Here is a 17478-nt window from a genome sequence, read left to right as displayed (position 1 = left end):
GTCCGACGACCGGCCCTTAGTGCGAGGCGACCGTGGTCACTTCCGCCTTGGCCTTGGTGCGGGCGCAGGCGATGGCGAAGACGGTCAGGCCGACATAGCCCGCCATCGGCACCAGGAAGGCCGGCTGAAGGGCGCCGGCGGCGTCAGCGATGCGCGCCGCCACCTGCGGCAGCAGGGCGCCGCCGATGATGCCGAAGATCAACAGGCCCGAGGTCGCCGAGGTCGGCGCCGTAGACCGCTCCAGCGTCAGGGTGAAGATGGTCGGGAACATGATCGAGTTGAACAGGCCGATCGACAGGACCGCATAGGCCGCCGTCGGTCCGCCGATCTGGCTGACCAGCAGGCAGAGCGCGGCCGCAGCGACGGTGCAGCAGGCCAGGACCACGCCGGGCGAGACCCGCGACAGCACCCACGAGCCGATGAACCGGCCGACCATGGCGCCGCCCCAGTAGAGGGCGACCATCTTGCCCGCCGTCTCGATCGGGGCGTTCAGGATATCGGGGCTTTCCAGGAAGTTGGTCAGCATGCCGCCGATGGCCACTTCCGAACCGACATAGAGGAAGATCGCCAGGGCGCCGAAGATCGCCCAGGGCGAGGACAGGGCCTTCAGCGGCGAGACCGCCTCGGTCGCGGCCGGGGCCGCCACATTGATCTTCTTGCGGGCCGTGAAGATGAAGAAGGCCACGACGGCGAAGAAGGCGCCCATGCCCAGGAAGGCCATGTCGATGCTGCGCAGCGACTGGGTGCGGGTCGCGGCCGTGACCACGGCGCCCGCAGCGAAGACGCCGCCCGTCAGCAGCACGTGCGACCCCAGCCACGGCCCGACCGTGGTGCCCAGGGAGTTGAAGGCCTGCGACAGGTTCAGACGGCTGGACGCGCCCTTGCGGCTGCCCAGTTCGGCGACCAGCGGATTGGCCGCGACCTGAAGCAGGGTGACGCCTGAGGCGATCACGAACAGGGCGATCAGAACGCCGGGGTACCAGTCGGCGGCCGTGGCGGCCGGCACGATCAGACAGCCCGCCACCATGACCACCAGGGCGCCGATGATCGAACGGCTGTAGCCCAGCCGGCCCAGCACCGCCGCCGCCGGCAGGGACATCAGCCCATAGGCGATGAACCAGGCGAAGGTGGTCAGAAAGGCCTCGGCGTTGTTCAGATCGAACACCCGCTTCACCGCCGCGATCAGCGGATCGATCAGCGAGGTGGCGAAGCCCCAGGCGAAGAAGAGCGTGGTGACATAGGCGAAGGCCAGGGTCGTACCCTGGCGCTTGGCGGCCTCTGGAGCGGACATGAATTCCCCCTGCGGATAGAACTAAGGACGGCCGCGCTTTCCCCGCGCGGTTCTGGTCGCCTTGGTTCGGGCATCGCGGACGCGCCGTCCAGCGGAAAAACACAGGCTGTAACCAAACTTGGGCGGCGCCGACCAGCGGCGGGGGCGATAGGCCAGGGCCAAAAAGAAAGGGCCGCCTCGTTTCCGGGGCGGCCCAAGTTTGCTCAGGGGAGAAATCAGAAGCGGTAGTTCATGCCCACCGCGAAGGTCCGGCCGTAGCTCTGATAATCGATGGTCCGGCGCTCATCGCCGTTCTCGAAGGTCTTGAACGGCTCGTCGGTCAGGTTGTTGACCTGGGCCAGGATGGACAGGCCTTCCAGCGGCCCCGACTGGAACTCGTAGCCGATCTGGGCGTCGACGACGGTTTCCGCCGCGACCGAGCGCAGGGTGCGGCCGTTGCCGAAGCCGGCGACCTCGCCCAGGAAGTCCGAACGGTAACGACCCGAGACGCGCGCCTGGAAGCCGTAACGTTCATAGTAGAGCGTGCCGTTCATGACCGTTTCCGACAGGCCCGGCAGGGTGGTGGGCGGGTTGGCGGGATCCGGCTGGACCTCGCTGTCCGTCTGCGAGGCGCTGAACACGCCGCCGAAGCCTTCCAGCGCCGGGTGGAAGATGTCAAACGGCGCGGAGACCGAGAATTCCAGGCCCTTGATCCAGCCGCCGTCGCCATTCTCAGGCGTGGTGAGAACACCTTCATTGATCACGGGCGTGACGCCGCCGGTCGGATAGCCGGTGAAATCGAACAGCACGCTGCGCGTGTAGACGTAGCTTTCAAGGTTCTTGTAGAAGGCCGCCAGCGAGACATAGCCCTTGCGGTTGGCGAAGTATTTCTCGAACGAGACGTCGACCACATCGGCGATGAAGGGTTTCAACTCGGGATTGCCGCCGCCGCCGCCCCACGGCGAGTTCTGGCTCGGCGTCGCGTTTGCGTTGTTGTTGCCCGCGTTGAACGAGAAGTTCCGCGAGGCGCGCATGTCGTCCATCCGCGGACGCGCCAGGGTGCGGGCCACGGCGAAACGGGCGAACATGTCGTCGCCGACTTCCAGGATGAAGTTCGAGCTGGGCAGGATTTCCAGATATTCCGCGCCGCCGGTGAGTTCGGCGACGGCGGCCACGCCCTGGCTGATCTGCTGGGCCTCAAACCCCTGTCCCTGCTGATCGGTGTAGACGAACTGCATGCCGACATTGCCGGTCAGCGGCAGGCCGAACAGATAGTGGTCGATGTTGGCGCGGACATAGGCGGTCGAGACCTTTTCGGTCACTTCCCAGTTGCCGGCGGCGACGTCGGCGTTCGGGTTGCGGACCAGGTCCAGCAGGCCGCTGTTGACCAGGCCGAGGGCGTCATAGCTGAGCACCTGCGAGATGCCGAGGTAACCCAGGTCGGTCGGTTCCAGCAGATATTCAGACGGCACGAACAGGTCGCCGCCCCCCGGGACGCCGATGTAATACTGGTCGTTGACGAAGGTCTTGTTCCGCTCGGAGTAGTTGAAGCCGAAGTCGATCGACTTGAACGGGCTCTGGTGCAGTTGGCGGTTCGCGGTCAGGCGCACCGCCTTGATCTCGTCCTCGATGGACGGGGTGTTCATATAGCCGACCTGGCCGCCCGCGATGACGTCAGAGCCCCAGCCCTGGGCCGAAGTGATGCGGATCAGGCTGGCGTCAGCGTAGTCGAGCTGGCTGGTGAAACGGGTCACCCCGTCGTCAGTCAGTTCGAAGCCGAGGGTATCGAGGGCGCCGTTGATGTTGCGGCCCGTGCCGGCGTTGGTCTCCAGGATGATGTCGTTCCGCTCGACCTTCGAATAGTTGACGTCGAGAGCCAGGGTCCAGTCGTCGTTGGCGACGAACTCGGTGTTCCAGCCCAGGGCCGTGATGTTGCTGTCGCGCTTGTTCAGGTCGTTGCGGACGACGCCCTTGATGTTGTCCCAGGTGCCGGCGACGATCAGGCCGTCCTCGACGGTATAGCCGGGACGCAGCGACGGGCCGGGGCGGCAGAGGTTGGGCGCATAGACATTTCCAGTGATTTCACATCCGGGAAGAATGCCTGCGTCTTCATCGCCAGGGCTTTGAGCATTGCCACCCCAGGCCAGCGGGAACTCGATGCCACGCAGCACCTGGGTATTCTTGAACTCGGAATAGAAGGCGTCGATCGTCGAATGGATGCGATCGTTCGGGCGCCATTCCAGCACGCCCATATAGCCGTCGCGCTCCAGCTCCGACGACATGACATAGGGTTTGACGCCGCCGGTCAGCAGATTGCCGTCGCTGTAGGTCGGATAGCCCCAGCTGTTGAACCGCTCGGACTGATACGGCGAGCTCATGTGGGCGTAACCCAGGGCGACGCCCAGCGTCCCGTCCATGAACTGGTCGATGTAGGAAATCGTGTAGCGGTCGCCGCTGTCGGTCGTGCCCGAGTTCAGGGCGCCGATGTCGTTCCATTCGTGGCGATAGTTCACGGCGATGGCCTGACGGCCATAGGCCAGGGGCCGGACGGTGCGCAGGTCGACGGTGCCGGCCAGGCCCTGGCCGACCAGGGCCGAATCCGGGGTCTTGTAGACGACGACGCTGCCCAGCAGTTCCGACGGGAACTGGTCGAACTCGACGCCGCGGTTGTCACCGGTGGTGACCAGTTCGCGGCCGTTCAGCAGGGCGGTTGTGAAGTCTGGGCCGAGGCCGCGGATGGAGATCTGCTGGCTGCGGCCGTCGAGGCGCTGCATGGTCACGCCCGGCAGGCGGGCCAGGGATTCGGCGATGGAGACGTCCGGCAGCTTGCCGATGTCCTCGGCCGAAATGACTTCGACGATCGAGGTGTTGTTGGCCTTGGCCGAGATCGAGGCCTCGATCGAGCGGCGGATGCCGGTGACGACGATTTCACCGACCGCTGCGGGCTGATCGTCAGCCGGGGCGGCGGTTTGGGCTTGAACGCTGCTGACGGACATCAGCATGGCGGCGCCGAATGCGGCGCCCGACATCAGGCGCATGCGCCGGTTAAGACGTTGAGACATGGTCATCCTCCCTGAGGCTGTCGCGATTCTGAATGTCGCGACCGAAGCCTTCGCAAAAATATGCAAACATTTGTCATTCTTGCAAGCAGTTAATCTCTACGGCACATTTTAGCCGCGCCTCAAGCTTGGCTTTCACCCCCTATTCATCGCTTTTCCGCCTATTCATGGCGGCTGAGTGCTGCGCCGCAGCATTCTAACGCGCGTTGACACATCGGACCGGGACTGCAAAATCTTGCAAATCGATCTGGAAGGCTTTGCACTTTCCGGACAGGAGGACGACAGGATGACGCTCAACCGACTGTGGAAGACGCCGAAGCGCGCCGTGATTATGGCTGCGGCCCTGCTGGCCTCGACCTCTCCCCTGCCCGTTCAGGCGTCAGACGCCTTGGCGGCGCTGCGTCATCGCCCGCCCCAGGATGAGGTCATCTATTTCCTGCTGCCCGACCGTTTCGCCAACGGCGATCCGTCGAACGACCACGGCGGCTATGCGCCCGAGCGGCTGAAGAGCGGCTTCGACCCGTCCGACACCGACTTTTATCACGGTGGCGATCTGGCCGGCGTGACCCAGCGGCTGGACTATATCCAGGGCCTGGGGGCGACCGCGGTGTGGCTGGCGCCCATCTTCAAGAACAAGCCGGTCCAGTCGCACGGGAATTACACGGGCGCGGCGCACCACGGCTACTGGATCACCGACTTCACGGCCGTCGATCCGCATTTCGGCGATGAGGCGGCGATGCGCGCCCTGGTCGATGCGGCCCATGCGCGGGGCATGAAGGTCTATCTGGACATCGTCGCCAATCACACAGCCGACGTGATCCGTTATCGCGAGTGTCCCGACCGGCCCTGCGAATACCGCAGCCGGGCCGACTATCCCTACACCCGACGCGGCGGGGTGGACGGGGCGGCGATCAACGAGGGCTTCAACGGGCGGGACTTCTCGCGCCTGACCCGGCCCGACTACGCCTACAGCCCCTATGTTCCGGCGGGCGAGGAGAACGCCAAGGTTCCGGCCTGGCTGAATGACCCGATCCACTATCATAACCGGGGCGACAGCACCTTTGCGGGCGAAAGCTCTCTGGACGGGGATTTCGCCGGTCTGGACGATCTGCTGACCGAGGATCCGGTCGTGATCCAGGGCATGATCGACATCTTCGGCGGCTGGATCGACAAATACGGGATCGACGGCTACCGCATCGACACCGCCCGCCACGTGAACCCCGAATTCTGGCAGGCCTTCATCCCCGCCATGCTGGAGCGGGCGCGGGCCAAGGGCATCCCGAACTTCCACATCTTCGGCGAAGTCTATGACCATGACCCGGCGGTCACGGCGCGGTTCACGCGGGTGGACGCCTATCCGGCCGTGCTGGACTTCCCGTTCCAGAAGACGGCGGTGGACGTCGCCTCGGGCAAGGCGGGGACCGACGCCCTGGCCAAGCTGTTCGCCGCCGACGCGATCTACGCCAAGGGGGCGGACACCGCCGCCATCCTGCCGACCTTCCTGGGCAACCACGACATGGGCCGGGTCGGCTTCTTCGTGAAACAGGCCAATCCGAACGCCGACGAGGCCGAGGTCCTGGCGCGGGTGAAACTCGCCCACGCCTTGATGATGTTCAGCCGCGGCGTGCCGACCCTCTATTACGGCGACGAACAGGGCTTCGCCGGCGCCGGCGGTTACGGGAACTCGCGCCAGGACATGTTCGCCAGCCAGACGGTCGTCTATGCGGCGGAGCAGCCCATCGGCGGTCGCCAACCGGCCTATTCGACTGAAGCGCCCCTCTATACGGCCATCGCCGAGATGGCGCGGATTCGCGCCGCCGAACCGGCGCTGCGCCACGGGCGTCAGGTCGTCCGCGCCGCCGGCGACGCGCCGGGCCTGTTCGCCCTGTCCCGCATCGACGAGGCCGGAGGGGAGACCCTGGTCCTGTTCAACACCTCGACCGCCGAAGTCACGGCCCAGGTCGAGGTGGAGCCCGCCTCGCTGCGGTGGCAAGCTGTTCGCGGCGACTGCCAGGCCCAGGCTTCGGCACCGGCCAGCTACGCCGTCCGCATCGCCCCTCTCGACTATCTGATCTGCAAGAGCACGCCACAGTGAACGCCCACACCCTCGACCTCGCGACCGCCGCCCAGCCGGCGACCGCCCACACTGAATGGTGGCGGGGTGCGGTGCTGTACCAGATCTATCCGCGCAGTTTCGCCGACGCGAACGACGACGGCGTCGGCGACCTGAAGGGGATCACCGAGCATCTGGACCATGTCGCCTCGCTAGGCGTGGACGGGATCTGGCTGTCGCCCTTCTTCACCTCGCCGATGAAGGATTTCGGCTATGACGTCGCCGACTATTGCGACGTGGATCCGATCTTCGGAACCCTGGCCGATTTCGACGCCCTGGTGGCCCGCGCCCATGCCCTGGGCCTGAAGGTGGTGATCGACCAGGTCTTCTCGCACACCTCAGACGAACACCCCTGGTTCCTGGACAGCCGCGCGTCGCGCAGCGGGCCGCACGCCGACTGGTACGTCTGGGCCGACGCCAAGCCGGACGGCTCGCCGCCGTCGAACTGGCAGTCGGTGTTCGGCGGTCCGGCCTGGACCTGGAACGCCCGGCGCGGCCAGTACTATATGCACAACTTCCTGGCCTCCCAGCCGCAGTTGAACGTGCGGAACCCCGAGGTTCAGGACGCCCTGATCGCGGCGGCGCGGTTCTGGCTGGACCGGGGGGTGGACGGCTTCCGGCTGGACGCCATCAACTTCTCCATCCACGACCTGAAGCTGACCGACAATCCGCCGATCAACGACGGCAAGAAGCGCACCCGGCCGTTCGACTTCCAGGACAAGATCAACAATCAGAGCCAGCCGGAAATCATCGGCTTCCTGAACCGGATCCGCGCCCTGACCGACAGCTACGAGGCCCGGTTCACCGTCGCCGAGGTCGGCGGCGATCATGCCGACCGCGAGATGAAGGAATATACGGCCGGCGACGACCGCCTGCACTCGGCCTACGGCTTCCTGTATCTGTACGCCGACACGCTGAAGAGCGAACTGGTCGCCCAGGGCGAGACCATGTGGCCGGACCAGCAGGGCGAAGGCTGGCCGTCCTGGACCTTCTCGAACCATGACGCGCCGCGCGCCGTGTCGCGCTGGGCCCAGGGCCGGGACCGCAAGGCCTTCGCCGAGATGGCCCTGCTGCTGCTGGTCTGCCTGCGCGGGAACGTCTTCGTCTATCAGGGCGAGGAACTGGGCCTGCCCCAGGCCGAGGTGCCGTTCGAGCGGCTGGTCGATCCCGAGGCCATCGCCAACTGGCCCGAGACCCTGGGCCGCGACGGCGCCCGGACCCCCATGCCCTGGCATGCGGATCAGGCCAACGCCGGCTTCTCCACCGTCGAACCCTGGCTGCCGGTCGACGCCCGCCATCTGCCGCTGGCGGTGGACGCGCAGGAGGCCGACCCAGCCTCGACGCTGCAGGTCGCGCGCGAGGTCATCCGCCTGCGTCATCAGCATCCGGCCCTACGCTATGGCGGCATGGAGCTGATCGAGACGCCGGGCCTGCTGGTGTTCGAACGCCATGAGCGGGGCGGCTCGCACGAACGGCTGCTGTGCGTCTTCAACCTGGGCCACGACACAGTGCGCTGGAGCCCGCCGGCCGGGGCGACGCAGATCGAGGCGATCAACTTCGTCGGCGGCGACGCCCTGCCGCCGCTCGCCGGGCGGGTCTTCAGACTGGCATGAGCCGATCAGCCGCCACAGGTCTCGCGCACGATCAGGTCGGTGGGAACGCGTTCCGACCGACCGGCGGTCGCGCCCCCGTGGTCCAGCAGTTTGGACACCATCAGTCGGCCGGCCTTCATCGTGTCCTGGGCGATGGTGGACAGGGCCGGGCGCGAGTAGCGGCTGAAGGGCACATTGTCGAAGCCGATCACCGAGACGTCGCCCGGCACGGTCAGTCCGGCATGCTCCAGCGCGCGCACCGCGCCCAGGGCGATCTGGTCGGACGCCGCCACGACGCCGTCGAACCGCACGCCCCGGCGAACCAGGGCGTCCACGGCCGCCTCGGCGGACTCGACCTCGAAATGGGCGGGGACGATCAGTTCGGCGTCAACGGACAGACCCGCCGTCTCCAGCGCCTCCAGATAGCCCCGGTGCCTCTGCATCGCCTCGGGCGGATCCAGATCGCCCAAGAACACGATCCGCGTGCGCCCCAGCCGCGCCAGATGCGCGGTCGCGCGCCGACCGCCCGAGAAATTGTCCGAGCCGATGGAGCAGTAGTCCTGTTCGGGCAGGTCGGCGCCCCAGACCACGAACCGATGATCGCCCGCCGCCAGCCGGTTGAAGGCGCCGTGCAGGCTGGACTGGCCCAGGAAGATCACGCCGTCGGCGCGGCTGGTGTTCATCGCCGCCGCCAGCTCGTCATAGGTGGCCGGCGAGATATGGCTCATCAGCAGGTCGCAGCCGCGTTCGCGCGCCGCCTCGCCCACCCCGGCCAGAAGCTCCAGGAAGAAGGGGTCGGAGATCCGGCCTTCCCGACCCTGAGGCCGCGGCGTCACCAGGGCGATCGTGCCCTGGGCCCCGATCGGGCCGGCGGGCATGTAGCGGCGGAACGGATAGTCGTGCTCCTTCGCCAGCTTCCAGATCAGCTGTTTGGTGCGGTCGTTGACGGCGGGGCTGTCGTTCAGCGCCCGGGAGGTGGTGGCGACCGACACCCCGGCCAGGCGCGCAATGTCTTCAAGTCGAGTGGTCTTGCGGCTCAAGGTCGCGGGTCCCCAGCACAGTCTGTTCTGACTGCAAATTTTTCTGCAAACATTTCAGCCACCGTTCGCGGCGGTTGGCAAGAGGCGGCGTAACGGAGTTCCGATGATGAAGCGTAGATCCTTCCTGGCCCTCGGCGGCGCCTCGATCCTGGCCTTCGGCGCGACGGGCGTTCGCGCCCAGACCACGCCGACCCATGCCCGTGCCAGCTCGCCCGGCGGCGTCCTGACGGTCGAGGCCTTTACCGACAACGACGGCCGGCCGATGTACGCCGTCCTGCGTCAGGGCCGGATGGTCGTCGCCCCGTCGAAGCTGGGCTTCCTGCTGACCGACGCCCCGGCGCTGGAGCGCGGTCTGGCGATCACCGCCGGTCAGCCCGTGACCATGGACGACACCTGGGAGCAGCCGTGGGGCGAACGTCGCTTCATCCGCAACCACTATAACGAATGGCGGGTCAGCTACGCCGAGACCGCCGGCCTGCAACGCCGCGTGGACGTGGTATTCCGCCTGTATGACGACGGCGTGGGCTTCCGCTACGAATTCCCGGATCAGGCCGCGCTGAAGACGGTCCGCATCGGTTCGGAGATCACCGAGTTCAACCTGGCCGAAGACGGCGAGGCCCTGTGGTGCCCGGCCTGGGAATGGAACCGCGAGGAATACCTCTACAGCCGCACGCCGATCAGCGCGGTCGGCAGCGCCCAGACGCCGATGACGGTCAAGGGCCAGTCGGGCCTGCACGTCTCGATCCACGAGGCCGCCTGCATCGACTACGCCGGCATGAACCTGCGCCGGTCGGAGGAGACGAAGTTCCGCGCCCAGCTGACGCCGGGCCTGACCAACGCCGCCGTGGTGCGCCAGGCGCCGTTCAATACGCCGTGGCGGACGCTGCAGGTGTCGGACAACGCGGCGGGCCTGATCGAGTCCAGCCTGATCCTGAACCTGAACGAGCCCAACAAGCTGGGCGACGTGTCGTGGTTCAAGCCGATGAAATACGTCGGCGTCTGGTGGGAGATGCACCTGGAGCTGAAGAGCTGGAACTCCGGCCCCAAGCACGGCGCGACGACCGAGAACGCGATCAAACACATCGAATTCGCGGCCCAGCATGGCTTCGGCGGGGTTCTGGTCGAGGGCTGGAACAAGGGTTGGGACGGCCAGTGGTTCGCCAATGGTTCGGACTTCAGCTTCACCGAGGCCTATCCCGATTTCGACATCGAGGCGGTCTGCGCCCATGCCCGGTCCAAGGGCGTGCAGCTGATCGGCCACCACGAGACCGGCGGCAACGCCTTCCACTATGAGCAGCAGCTCGAACCGGCCATGGCCCTGTACGAACGGCTGGGCGTCCATTCGGTGAAGACCGGCTATGTGGCGGACGCCCAAGGCGCCCGCGTCGCCGGGCCGGACGGGCAGATGGTCATGGCCTGGCACGAGAGCCAGGCGATGGCCCAGCATCATATGAAGGTCGTCGAGGCCGGCGCGCGGCACAAGGTGGCGATCAACGCCCATGAGCCGTTCAAGGATACGGGCCTGCGCCGCACCTATCCGAACATCATCAGCCGCGAGGGCCAGCGAGGCATGGAATATTCGGCCTGGGGCAACCCCGGCAATCCGCCCGAGCACGAACCGAATCTGGTCTTCACCCGCCTGCTGGCCGGGCCGATGGACTACACCCCCGGCATCTTCGGCATGGAGACGCGCAGCCCCGGCGGCGTGCAGACGACCTGGGCGAAGCAACTGGCCCTCTATGTCGTCATCTACAGCCCGATCCAGATGGCCGCCGATCTGCTGGTGAACTACGAGGCCAATCCCGGCCCGTTCCAGTTCATCAAGGACGTGCCTTGCGACTGGGCCGAGACCCGGGTGCTGGCGGCCGAGATCGGCGACTATGTCGCCATTGCGCGCAAGGACCGGGCGTCGGACGTCTGGGCCCTGGGCGCCATCACCGACGAGCATCCGCGCGTTCTGGCCGCCCACCTCGACTTCCTGGACGACGGGCGGCGCTATCGCGCCGAGATCTACCGCGACGGGCCGGAGGCCGACTATCGCAGCAAGCGCGAGGACATCGTCATCGAGCAGCGCGAGGTGACGTCGGCGGACGTCCTGACCCTGGCCCTGGCGCCCGGCGGCGGCCAGGCGATCCGCTTCGTGCCGGTCGGCAGGGCGCGCCGCAGATGAGCCTTCTCGCCCACCGCCCGCGCCTGTCCGGCCTGGCGATCTGGAACATGTGCGTCGGCTTCTTCGGCATCCAGATCGGCTTCGGCCTGCAGAACGCCAACACCAGCCGGATCTTCCAGACCCTGGGCGCCGAGGTCGACAGCCTGGCCATCCTGTGGATCGCCGCGCCGCTGACAGGCCTCCTGATCCAGCCGATCATCGGCCATTTCAGCGACCGGACCTGGACCCGGTTCGGGCGTCGGCGTCCCTATTTCCTGGTCGGCGCCATCGCCACCACCCTGGCCCTGATCGCCATGCCCAACAGCCCCGGCCTGTGGTTCGCCGCGGCCATGCTTTGGATCATGGACGCCTCGATCAATATCACCATGGAGCCGTTCCGCGCCTTCGTCGGCGACAATCTGCCGGAGGAGCAGCGCACCGCCGGCTATGCGATGCAGAGCTTCTTCATCGGCGCCGGGGCGGTCTTCGCCTCGGTCCTGCCGTGGCTGCTGTCCAACGTGTTCGGCGTGGTCTCGACGGCCGAGGCGGGGGTCGTGCCCCTGTCGGTCAAGATCGCCTTCTATGTCGGCGCCGCCGGCCTGTTCTCGGCCGTGCTGTGGACCGTGCTGAGCACGAGAGAATACAGCCCCGAACAGATCGCCGCCTTCGAACGCGCCAAGCAGGCTGCGCTGGGCGCCGAACCCGTCGATGACGGTCCAGAGGCGCCCGCCCGCAGCGTCCAGGCCTGGCTGATGTCCGGTCTGGTCTGCGCCGTGCTGGGCGCGCTGGGCTTCGCGCTGATCGGCGTGCTGAACCTGGAAAAGGAGTTGCTGGTTCTCGCCGGCTTCTTCGCCGGTTTCGGCCTGCTGCAGATCGCGGTCGGCATGATGCAGCGCCGCCGCATGGTCAACGCCGCCACCGAGATCCTGAACGACATCTTCCGCATGCCCGCCACGATGCGCGGCCTGGCGGTCGTTCAGTTCTTCAGCTGGTTCGCCCTGTTCGCCATGTGGATCTACACCACCGCCGCCGTCACCCGTGTCCATTTCGGCACGACCGACACGACCTCGGCCGCCTATGCCGCCGGGGCCGACTGGGTCGGGGTTCTGTTCGGGGTCTATAACGGCGTGGCGGCCCTGGCGGCCTTCACCCTGCCGGTCCTGGCCCAGCGCATCGGCCGCAAGGCGACCCACGCCCTGATGCTGCTGCTGGGCGCGGCGGGCCTGTTCGGGGTCTTCGTCATCCGCGATCCGGGCCTGCTGTGGCTGCCGATGATCGGCGTCGGCTTCGCCTGGGCCTCGATCGTCTCCATGCCCTACGCCATCCTGTCGGCGGCGGTGCCGGACCGGAAGATGGGCGTCTATATGGGCGTCTTCAACATCTTCATCGTCGTGCCGCAACTGCTGGCCGCCACCGTCCTGGGCCTGATCCTGAAGACCCTGTTCGACGGCCAGGCCATCTGGGCCCTGGTGCTCGGGGCCGTCTCCTTCGTGCTGGCGGCGGCGAGCGCCCTGCTGGTGCGCGAACATTCCCCCTCCCCCACGCGCAACCCGTGAGGCTTCTCCATGCGTAATTTCAAAACCCTCTGCCTGGCCGGCGCCGCCGGTCTAGCCGTCGCCTCGGCCGCGTCTGCACAGTCCGTCGCGCCAGGCGCACCGGGCGATCTGCCGACCTGGTCCAGCGCCGCCAAGACCGGCGCCGGCGCGTCCTACGAGGCCTATGTAGACGGCCAATATCGCGACGGCGGCCCGACCGGGGCGGTGTCCAAGGTCTGGTTTTCCATCGCCGACGGCGTCCTGACCGAGACCATGTACGGCCTGATCCACGAGGCCCAGATCAAGGCGCTGCGCTTCGCCGTCGTCACGCCGGACGGTCTGGCGCTGGAAGGCGACGACACCACGGCCAAGACCGAATACCTGCACGTGGACGCGGAGGGGCGTCCGCTGTCCCCCGCCTACAAGGTCACGACCCGCGACAAGGCCGGCCGGTTCGAGATCGAGAAGCGCATCTTCACCGACCCCGACCGCAACGCCCTGGTGCTGCGGGTCGTCATCACGGCCCTGAGCGGCGAGGCCACGCCCTATCTTCTGCTGGAGCCGCACATCGCCAACACCGGGGTGGATGATCGCGGCGCCGTCACGCCCCAGGGCTTCCACGCCTGGGAAGGTTCGACCCATCTGGTGCTGAAGCCCAGCGAGGCCTTCACTGCGGCCAGCGTCGGCTTCGTCGGCGCGTCGGACGGCCTGACCGACCTGAAGGACGGAAAGCTGGACTGGACCTATGGTTCGACCGGCGAGACGGCGGGCAATACGATGATGACCGGCGCCCTGCCGCGCCTGCGCATGGGCCAGAGCGTTCAGCGCGACTTCGTCATCGGCTTCGGCGACAGCGAGGCGGCGGCCCAGGCGGCGGCGGACGGCGCTTTCGCCACCGGACTGGACGAGGTGCTGGCCCGCTTCAACGGCGAAGGTGAGCGCGCGGGTTGGGAGGATTATGTCGCCTCGCTAAGCGAGCTGCCGCGCATCGCCGAACAGGCGACCGACGGGGGCAAGCTGGCCTATGCCTCGGCCCTGATGCTGAAGGTGCAGGAGGACCGCACCCACGCCGGCGCCCTGATCGCGTCGCTGTCCAACCCCTGGGGCGACACGGTGGACGCGTCGAAATCCTCGACCGGCTACAAGGCGGTCTGGCCGCGCGACTTCTATCAGGTAGCCATGGCCCTGGCGGCTCTGGGCGACAGGGAGACGCCGCTGGCGGCCTTCAACTATCTGCCGCAGGTGCAGGTCGGACCTAACACACCCGGCAATACTGGCGTCGGCGGCTGGTTCCTGCAGAAGACCCACGTCGATGGCGAACTGGAGTGGGTCGCGGTTCAACTGGACCAGACGGCCATGCCGATCATGCTGGGTTATCGTCTGTGGAAGATGGGCTGGCTGTCCGATGCGGAAATGGCCGACCACTATCGGTCCATGCTGAAACCGGCCGCCGACTTCCTGGTCGACGGCGGCAGGGTCGGCCTGTTGTGGAACGAGGCCGAGATCAAGCCGCCCTTCACCCAGCAGGAACGCTGGGAGGAGCAGCAGGGCTATTCCCCGTCCAGCACCGCAGCCGTGGTCGCCGGCCTGACGGTCGCCGCCGAAATGGCCCGCGCCTCGGGCGATGCGAAGGGCGCGACCCGCTACCAGGCCGCCGCCGACAGCTATGCGTCCAAGATCGAAGAGCGGATGTTCACCACCACCGGCGACTTCGGCGACGGTCGCTACTACATCCGCATCACCCAAAACGAGAACCCGAACGACAAGGCCCCGATCGGCGCCGCCAACGGCCAGATCGCCCCGGCTGAGGATCGTGTGGTGGACGGCGGCTTCCTGGAACTGGTCCGGTACGGCGTGCGCAAGGCCGACGACCCGCACATCCTGTCCACCCTGCCCGTCTATGATGATCAGAGCCTGGAGGACCTGTACCGCGTCCGCTACGACTTCGGGCCTGAAGGGGACAAGACGCCTGGCTGGCGGCGCTACGGCGTCGATGGCTACGGCGAGGATCACGTCACCGGCGCCAACTATGGCGTCGGCGGCGAGATGAGCCCCGGCCAGCGCGGCCGGGTCTGGCCTTTCTTCACCGGGGAACGCGGCCATTATGAACTGGCCCGCGTCAGCGTGAACGGGACGCCGTCCGCGGCAGATATCGCGGCCATCCGCCAGACCTATGTGCGCGGCATGGAGCGGTTCGCCAACGACGGCCTGATGCTGGCCGAACAGGTCTGGGACGGGGTTGGCGATCCCACGGCCCACGACTACACCCTGGGCCAGAACACGGATTCGGCCACGCCCCTGGCTTGGACCCATGCCGAATATCTGAAGCTGCTGCGGTCCCTGGCCGACGGCAAGGTCTGGGACCGATATGACCCGGTCGCGAGCCGTTACGCCCACTGATACGAAATGGCCCCGGAGATCACTCTCCGGGGCCTGCATATTATAGTCCGACGGATCGATCAGAAGGTGAACTTGATCCCGGCCACGAACCGGTCATAGGCGCCCGGAACGCCCTCTACGTCCGTGTCGTGATAGCGGACGTCGAAACCGACACTGTCGTCGAAGGCGTAAGTCGCCCCGATGTTCCAGGTTGCGTAATCGTCGGTGACGTCCAGGAACTGCTGACCCACAGCGCCCGAGATCGTGACTTTCTCGATCGGCGAAACGGCGCCGTTCAGTTCGACGTAGGTAGCGGCCTCGTCAGCGCCAAAAAAGTCGGGCGAATAATAGACCGCCGCGCCGAGGCTGGCCGGACCGATGGCCCGCGAGGCTGCTGCCTTGAACTCCACATAGTTGTAGTCAGCGTCGTCGGGTTCCTTAGGATACAGATAGCCGATCACGCCGAAGTCGAGCGCATAGCCCGCAGCCTCGGTACGATAGCCGCCGTAGATATCGACTTCAGCGCCTGTGTCGTCGCCGAAATCGACGTTCGAGCCCCAGACGCCCGCGTAGAAGGACCCATAGGTCATGTCCACCCCGCCCTGCAGGGCGGGGTTTTCGTTGGTCTGGCTAAAGCCACGGAACACGTAGTCGCTAACGACGCCGATGTTCGCGGAGAACTCCGGATCCGCTGCCGAGGCAGGAGCAGCGAGAGCGGTCAGTCCCGCCGCCAGAGCAACAGCGGCAGCCGATCCGAGAAACTTCAGGCTCATATCATATCCCCTTGTTTTTAAACATTGTTATAGACCGACAGGATGCCGGTGAATTCTGGCGCAGCCGGCGGGCTGCGCCAGAACGCTACTCAGTGGTCCAGGCTCTCGCCGTGCAGCGAGGTGTCCAGACCGGCGGTTTCTTCCGCTTCGCTCACGCGCAGGCCCGTAGTGAACTTGCAGATGATGAGGATGACGAAGGTGCCAACTGCGCTGTAGGCGATGGTCCAGGCCAGGCCGAGGGCCTGAGTGCCGATGTTGGCCCCTTCCGACAGGCTGTTGATCGCGGTGGTCGCGAACACGCCGGTCAGCAGGGCGCCGATCAGACCTCCGGCGCCGTGGATGCCGAAGGCGTCGAGAGAGTCGTCATAGCGCAGCAGTTTCTTGATCCAGACCGACGAGATGTAGCAGACCGGACCGGCGATCAGGCCGATGATGACAGCGCCCTTGGGATCGACGAACCCGGCCGCCGGGGTGATGGCGACCAGACCGGCGACCACGCCCGACAGCATGCCGATCAGCGAGACCTTCTTCTTCTCGATCAGTTCGATGATCTTCCAGGTCAGGGCGGCGGCGGCGGCGGCCAGGACGGTGTTCAGCAGGGCGACGGCCATCAGGTCGTTGGCGGCGCCCGCCGAACCGGCGTTGAAGCCGATCCAGCCGACCAGCAGCAGCGAGGCGCCGATCATGGTCAAGACAGGGTTGTGAGCGATGATCGGTTCGGCGCCATAACCCTTACGACGACCGAGGAAGATGGCGCAGACCAGACCAGCCACGCCCGAGTTGACGTGAACGACCGCGCCCCCGGCGAAGTCCAGTACGCCGGCCGAACCGAGGAAGCCGCCACCCCACACCCAGTGACAGATGGGCGAATAGATCAGCAGCGACCACAGGGCTGTGAACAGCAGCAGACCCGAATATTTCATCCGCTCGGCGAAGGCGCCGGTGACCAGGGCCGGGGTGATGATGGCGAAGGTCATCTGGAAGGCGATGAACAGATATTCGGGAATGCCCGTCAGCAGGCTGTTGGCCGTGCCCAGGGTCACGCCGTTGAGGAACAGCATCTCAATGCCGCCGACGTAGGGCTGAAGCGCCGCATCCGGGTTGGCGCCGAAGGCGATGCTGTAGCCGGCTATGAACCAGACCAGCGACACGACGGCGAAGACGCCGACTGATTGGGTGATGGTGGCGATGACGTTTTTGCGGCGCACCATGCCGCCGTAGAACAGGGCCAGGCCCGGCAGGGTCATCAGCAGGACCAGGGCCGTCGACGTCCCCAGCCAGGCTGTGCCCGCACTGTCCAGTTCGAGCGCTGACTGGTGCGCCAGAAGCGCGGGAGCGGCCTCGGGGGTCTGGGCGAAGGCCCCGCCCGCATAAAACAGCCCGATGGTCAGAAGCAGGAGCGCGGCGGCTCCCGGAAGTCGATTCCAGACACGCGACATGAGCAAAAATCCCCCTTAGCAATCTCGCAGATGCGAAGGTTTTACTGCAAATGCCTTTGACGCAAGAGGCTTGACCGTAAACGGTGCAACTTTCTTGCAACGGTCATTAAGAAAAAAGAAAGCCCCGCA

10 protein-coding genes are annotated in these 17478 nt (G+C 66.4%); 5 read left to right on the top strand and 5 right to left on the bottom strand.

Annotation, left to right across the window (positions count from 1 at the left end; translation table 11 throughout):
• Positions 1 to 16 precede the first annotated feature (16 nt).
• Both ACVPT3_RS03165 and ACVPT3_RS03160 read right to left on the bottom strand, forming a co-directional pair.
• Positions 17 to 1291, bottom strand: a complete 1275-nt coding sequence (locus ACVPT3_RS03165) for a sugar MFS transporter (protein WP_492042762.1) — start codon at positions 1289 to 1291, stop codon at positions 17 to 19.
• A gap of 215 nt (positions 1292 to 1506) precedes the next feature.
• The gene (locus ACVPT3_RS03160; protein WP_492042761.1) at positions 1507 to 4332 is read right to left on the bottom strand and encodes a TonB-dependent receptor; all 2826 of its coding nucleotides are present in this window, start codon (positions 4330 to 4332) and stop codon (positions 1507 to 1509) included.
• Positions 4333 to 4615: 283 nt separating this feature from the next.
• Between ACVPT3_RS03160 and ACVPT3_RS03155 the strand changes: the two genes are divergently transcribed.
• Positions 4616 to 6424, top strand: a complete 1809-nt coding sequence (locus tag ACVPT3_RS03155; protein WP_492042760.1) for an alpha-amylase family glycosyl hydrolase — start codon at positions 4616 to 4618, stop codon at positions 6422 to 6424.
• Entirely contained in the window at positions 6421 to 8055 is a 1635-nt protein-coding gene (locus ACVPT3_RS03150; RefSeq protein ID WP_492042759.1) for an alpha-glucosidase, read from the top strand. Before ACVPT3_RS03155 ends, ACVPT3_RS03150 begins: the two co-directional genes overlap by 4 nt.
• A gap of 5 nt (positions 8056 to 8060) precedes the next feature.
• Here the strand turns inward: ACVPT3_RS03150 and ACVPT3_RS03145 are convergent, their stop codons facing one another.
• Positions 8061 to 9113, bottom strand: a complete 1053-nt coding sequence (locus ACVPT3_RS03145; RefSeq protein WP_232216275.1) for a LacI family DNA-binding transcriptional regulator — start codon at positions 9111 to 9113, stop codon at positions 8061 to 8063.
• A gap of 64 nt (positions 9114 to 9177) precedes the next feature.
• Between ACVPT3_RS03145 and ACVPT3_RS03140 the strand changes: the two genes are divergently transcribed.
• Genes ACVPT3_RS03140 through ACVPT3_RS03130 form a run of 3 tightly spaced genes read left to right on the top strand, consistent with a single transcriptional unit; the run spans position 9178 to position 15158 of the window.
• Entirely contained in the window at positions 9178 to 11244 is a 2067-nt protein-coding gene (locus ACVPT3_RS03140; RefSeq protein ID WP_492042758.1) for a glycoside hydrolase family 97 protein, read from the top strand.
• A complete protein-coding gene (locus ACVPT3_RS03135; RefSeq protein ID WP_492042757.1) occupies positions 11241 to 12779 on the top strand; it encodes an MFS transporter in 1539 nt (512 codons plus the stop codon). Before ACVPT3_RS03140 ends, ACVPT3_RS03135 begins: the two co-directional genes overlap by 4 nt.
• Positions 12780 to 12788: 9 nt before the next feature.
• Positions 12789 to 15158, top strand: coding sequence for a glucan 1,4-alpha-glucosidase (locus ACVPT3_RS03130; protein ID WP_492042756.1), 2370 nt, complete (start codon positions 12789 to 12791; stop codon positions 15156 to 15158).
• A gap of 59 nt (positions 15159 to 15217) precedes the next feature.
• Here the strand turns inward: ACVPT3_RS03130 and ACVPT3_RS03125 are convergent, their stop codons facing one another.
• The gene (locus tag ACVPT3_RS03125) at positions 15218 to 15910 is read right to left on the bottom strand and encodes a TorF family putative porin (RefSeq protein ID WP_492042755.1); all 693 of its coding nucleotides are present in this window, start codon (positions 15908 to 15910) and stop codon (positions 15218 to 15220) included.
• A gap of 89 nt (positions 15911 to 15999) precedes the next feature.
• Complete coding sequence (locus tag ACVPT3_RS03120; RefSeq protein WP_492042754.1) at positions 16000 to 17349, bottom strand: ammonium transporter; 1350 nt, start codon at positions 17347 to 17349, stop codon at positions 16000 to 16002.
• Positions 17350 to 17478: the final 129 nt, after the last annotated feature.

The sequence above is a fragment of the Brevundimonas sp. FV1ps31S genome, from assembly GCF_058681265.1.
This window is presented reverse-complemented; position numbering and strand designations above follow the sequence as displayed.

What these genes read in the sequence shown, in the direction of transcription:
- ACVPT3_RS03165 (WP_492042762.1), bottom strand. Translation starts at nt 1,291, where the DNA reads ATGTCCGCTCCAGAGGCCGCCAAGCGCCAGGGTACGACCCTGGCCTTC.
- ACVPT3_RS03160 (WP_492042761.1), bottom strand. Translation starts at nt 4,332, where the DNA reads ATGTCTCAACGTCTTAACCGGCGCATGCGCCTGATGTCGGGCGCCGCA.
- ACVPT3_RS03155 (WP_492042760.1), top strand. Translation starts at nt 4,616, where the DNA reads ATGACGCTCAACCGACTGTGGAAGACGCCGAAGCGCGCCGTGATTATG.
- ACVPT3_RS03140 (WP_492042758.1), top strand. Translation starts at nt 9,178, where the DNA reads ATGATGAAGCGTAGATCCTTCCTGGCCCTCGGCGGCGCCTCGATCCTG.
- ACVPT3_RS03135 (WP_492042757.1), top strand. Translation starts at nt 11,241, where the DNA reads ATGAGCCTTCTCGCCCACCGCCCGCGCCTGTCCGGCCTGGCGATCTGG.
- ACVPT3_RS03130 (WP_492042756.1), top strand. Translation starts at nt 12,789, where the DNA reads ATGCGTAATTTCAAAACCCTCTGCCTGGCCGGCGCCGCCGGTCTAGCC.
- ACVPT3_RS03125 (WP_492042755.1), bottom strand. Translation starts at nt 15,910, where the DNA reads ATGAGCCTGAAGTTTCTCGGATCGGCTGCCGCTGTTGCTCTGGCGGCG.
- ACVPT3_RS03120 (WP_492042754.1), bottom strand. Translation starts at nt 17,349, where the DNA reads ATGTCGCGTGTCTGGAATCGACTTCCGGGAGCCGCCGCGCTCCTGCTT.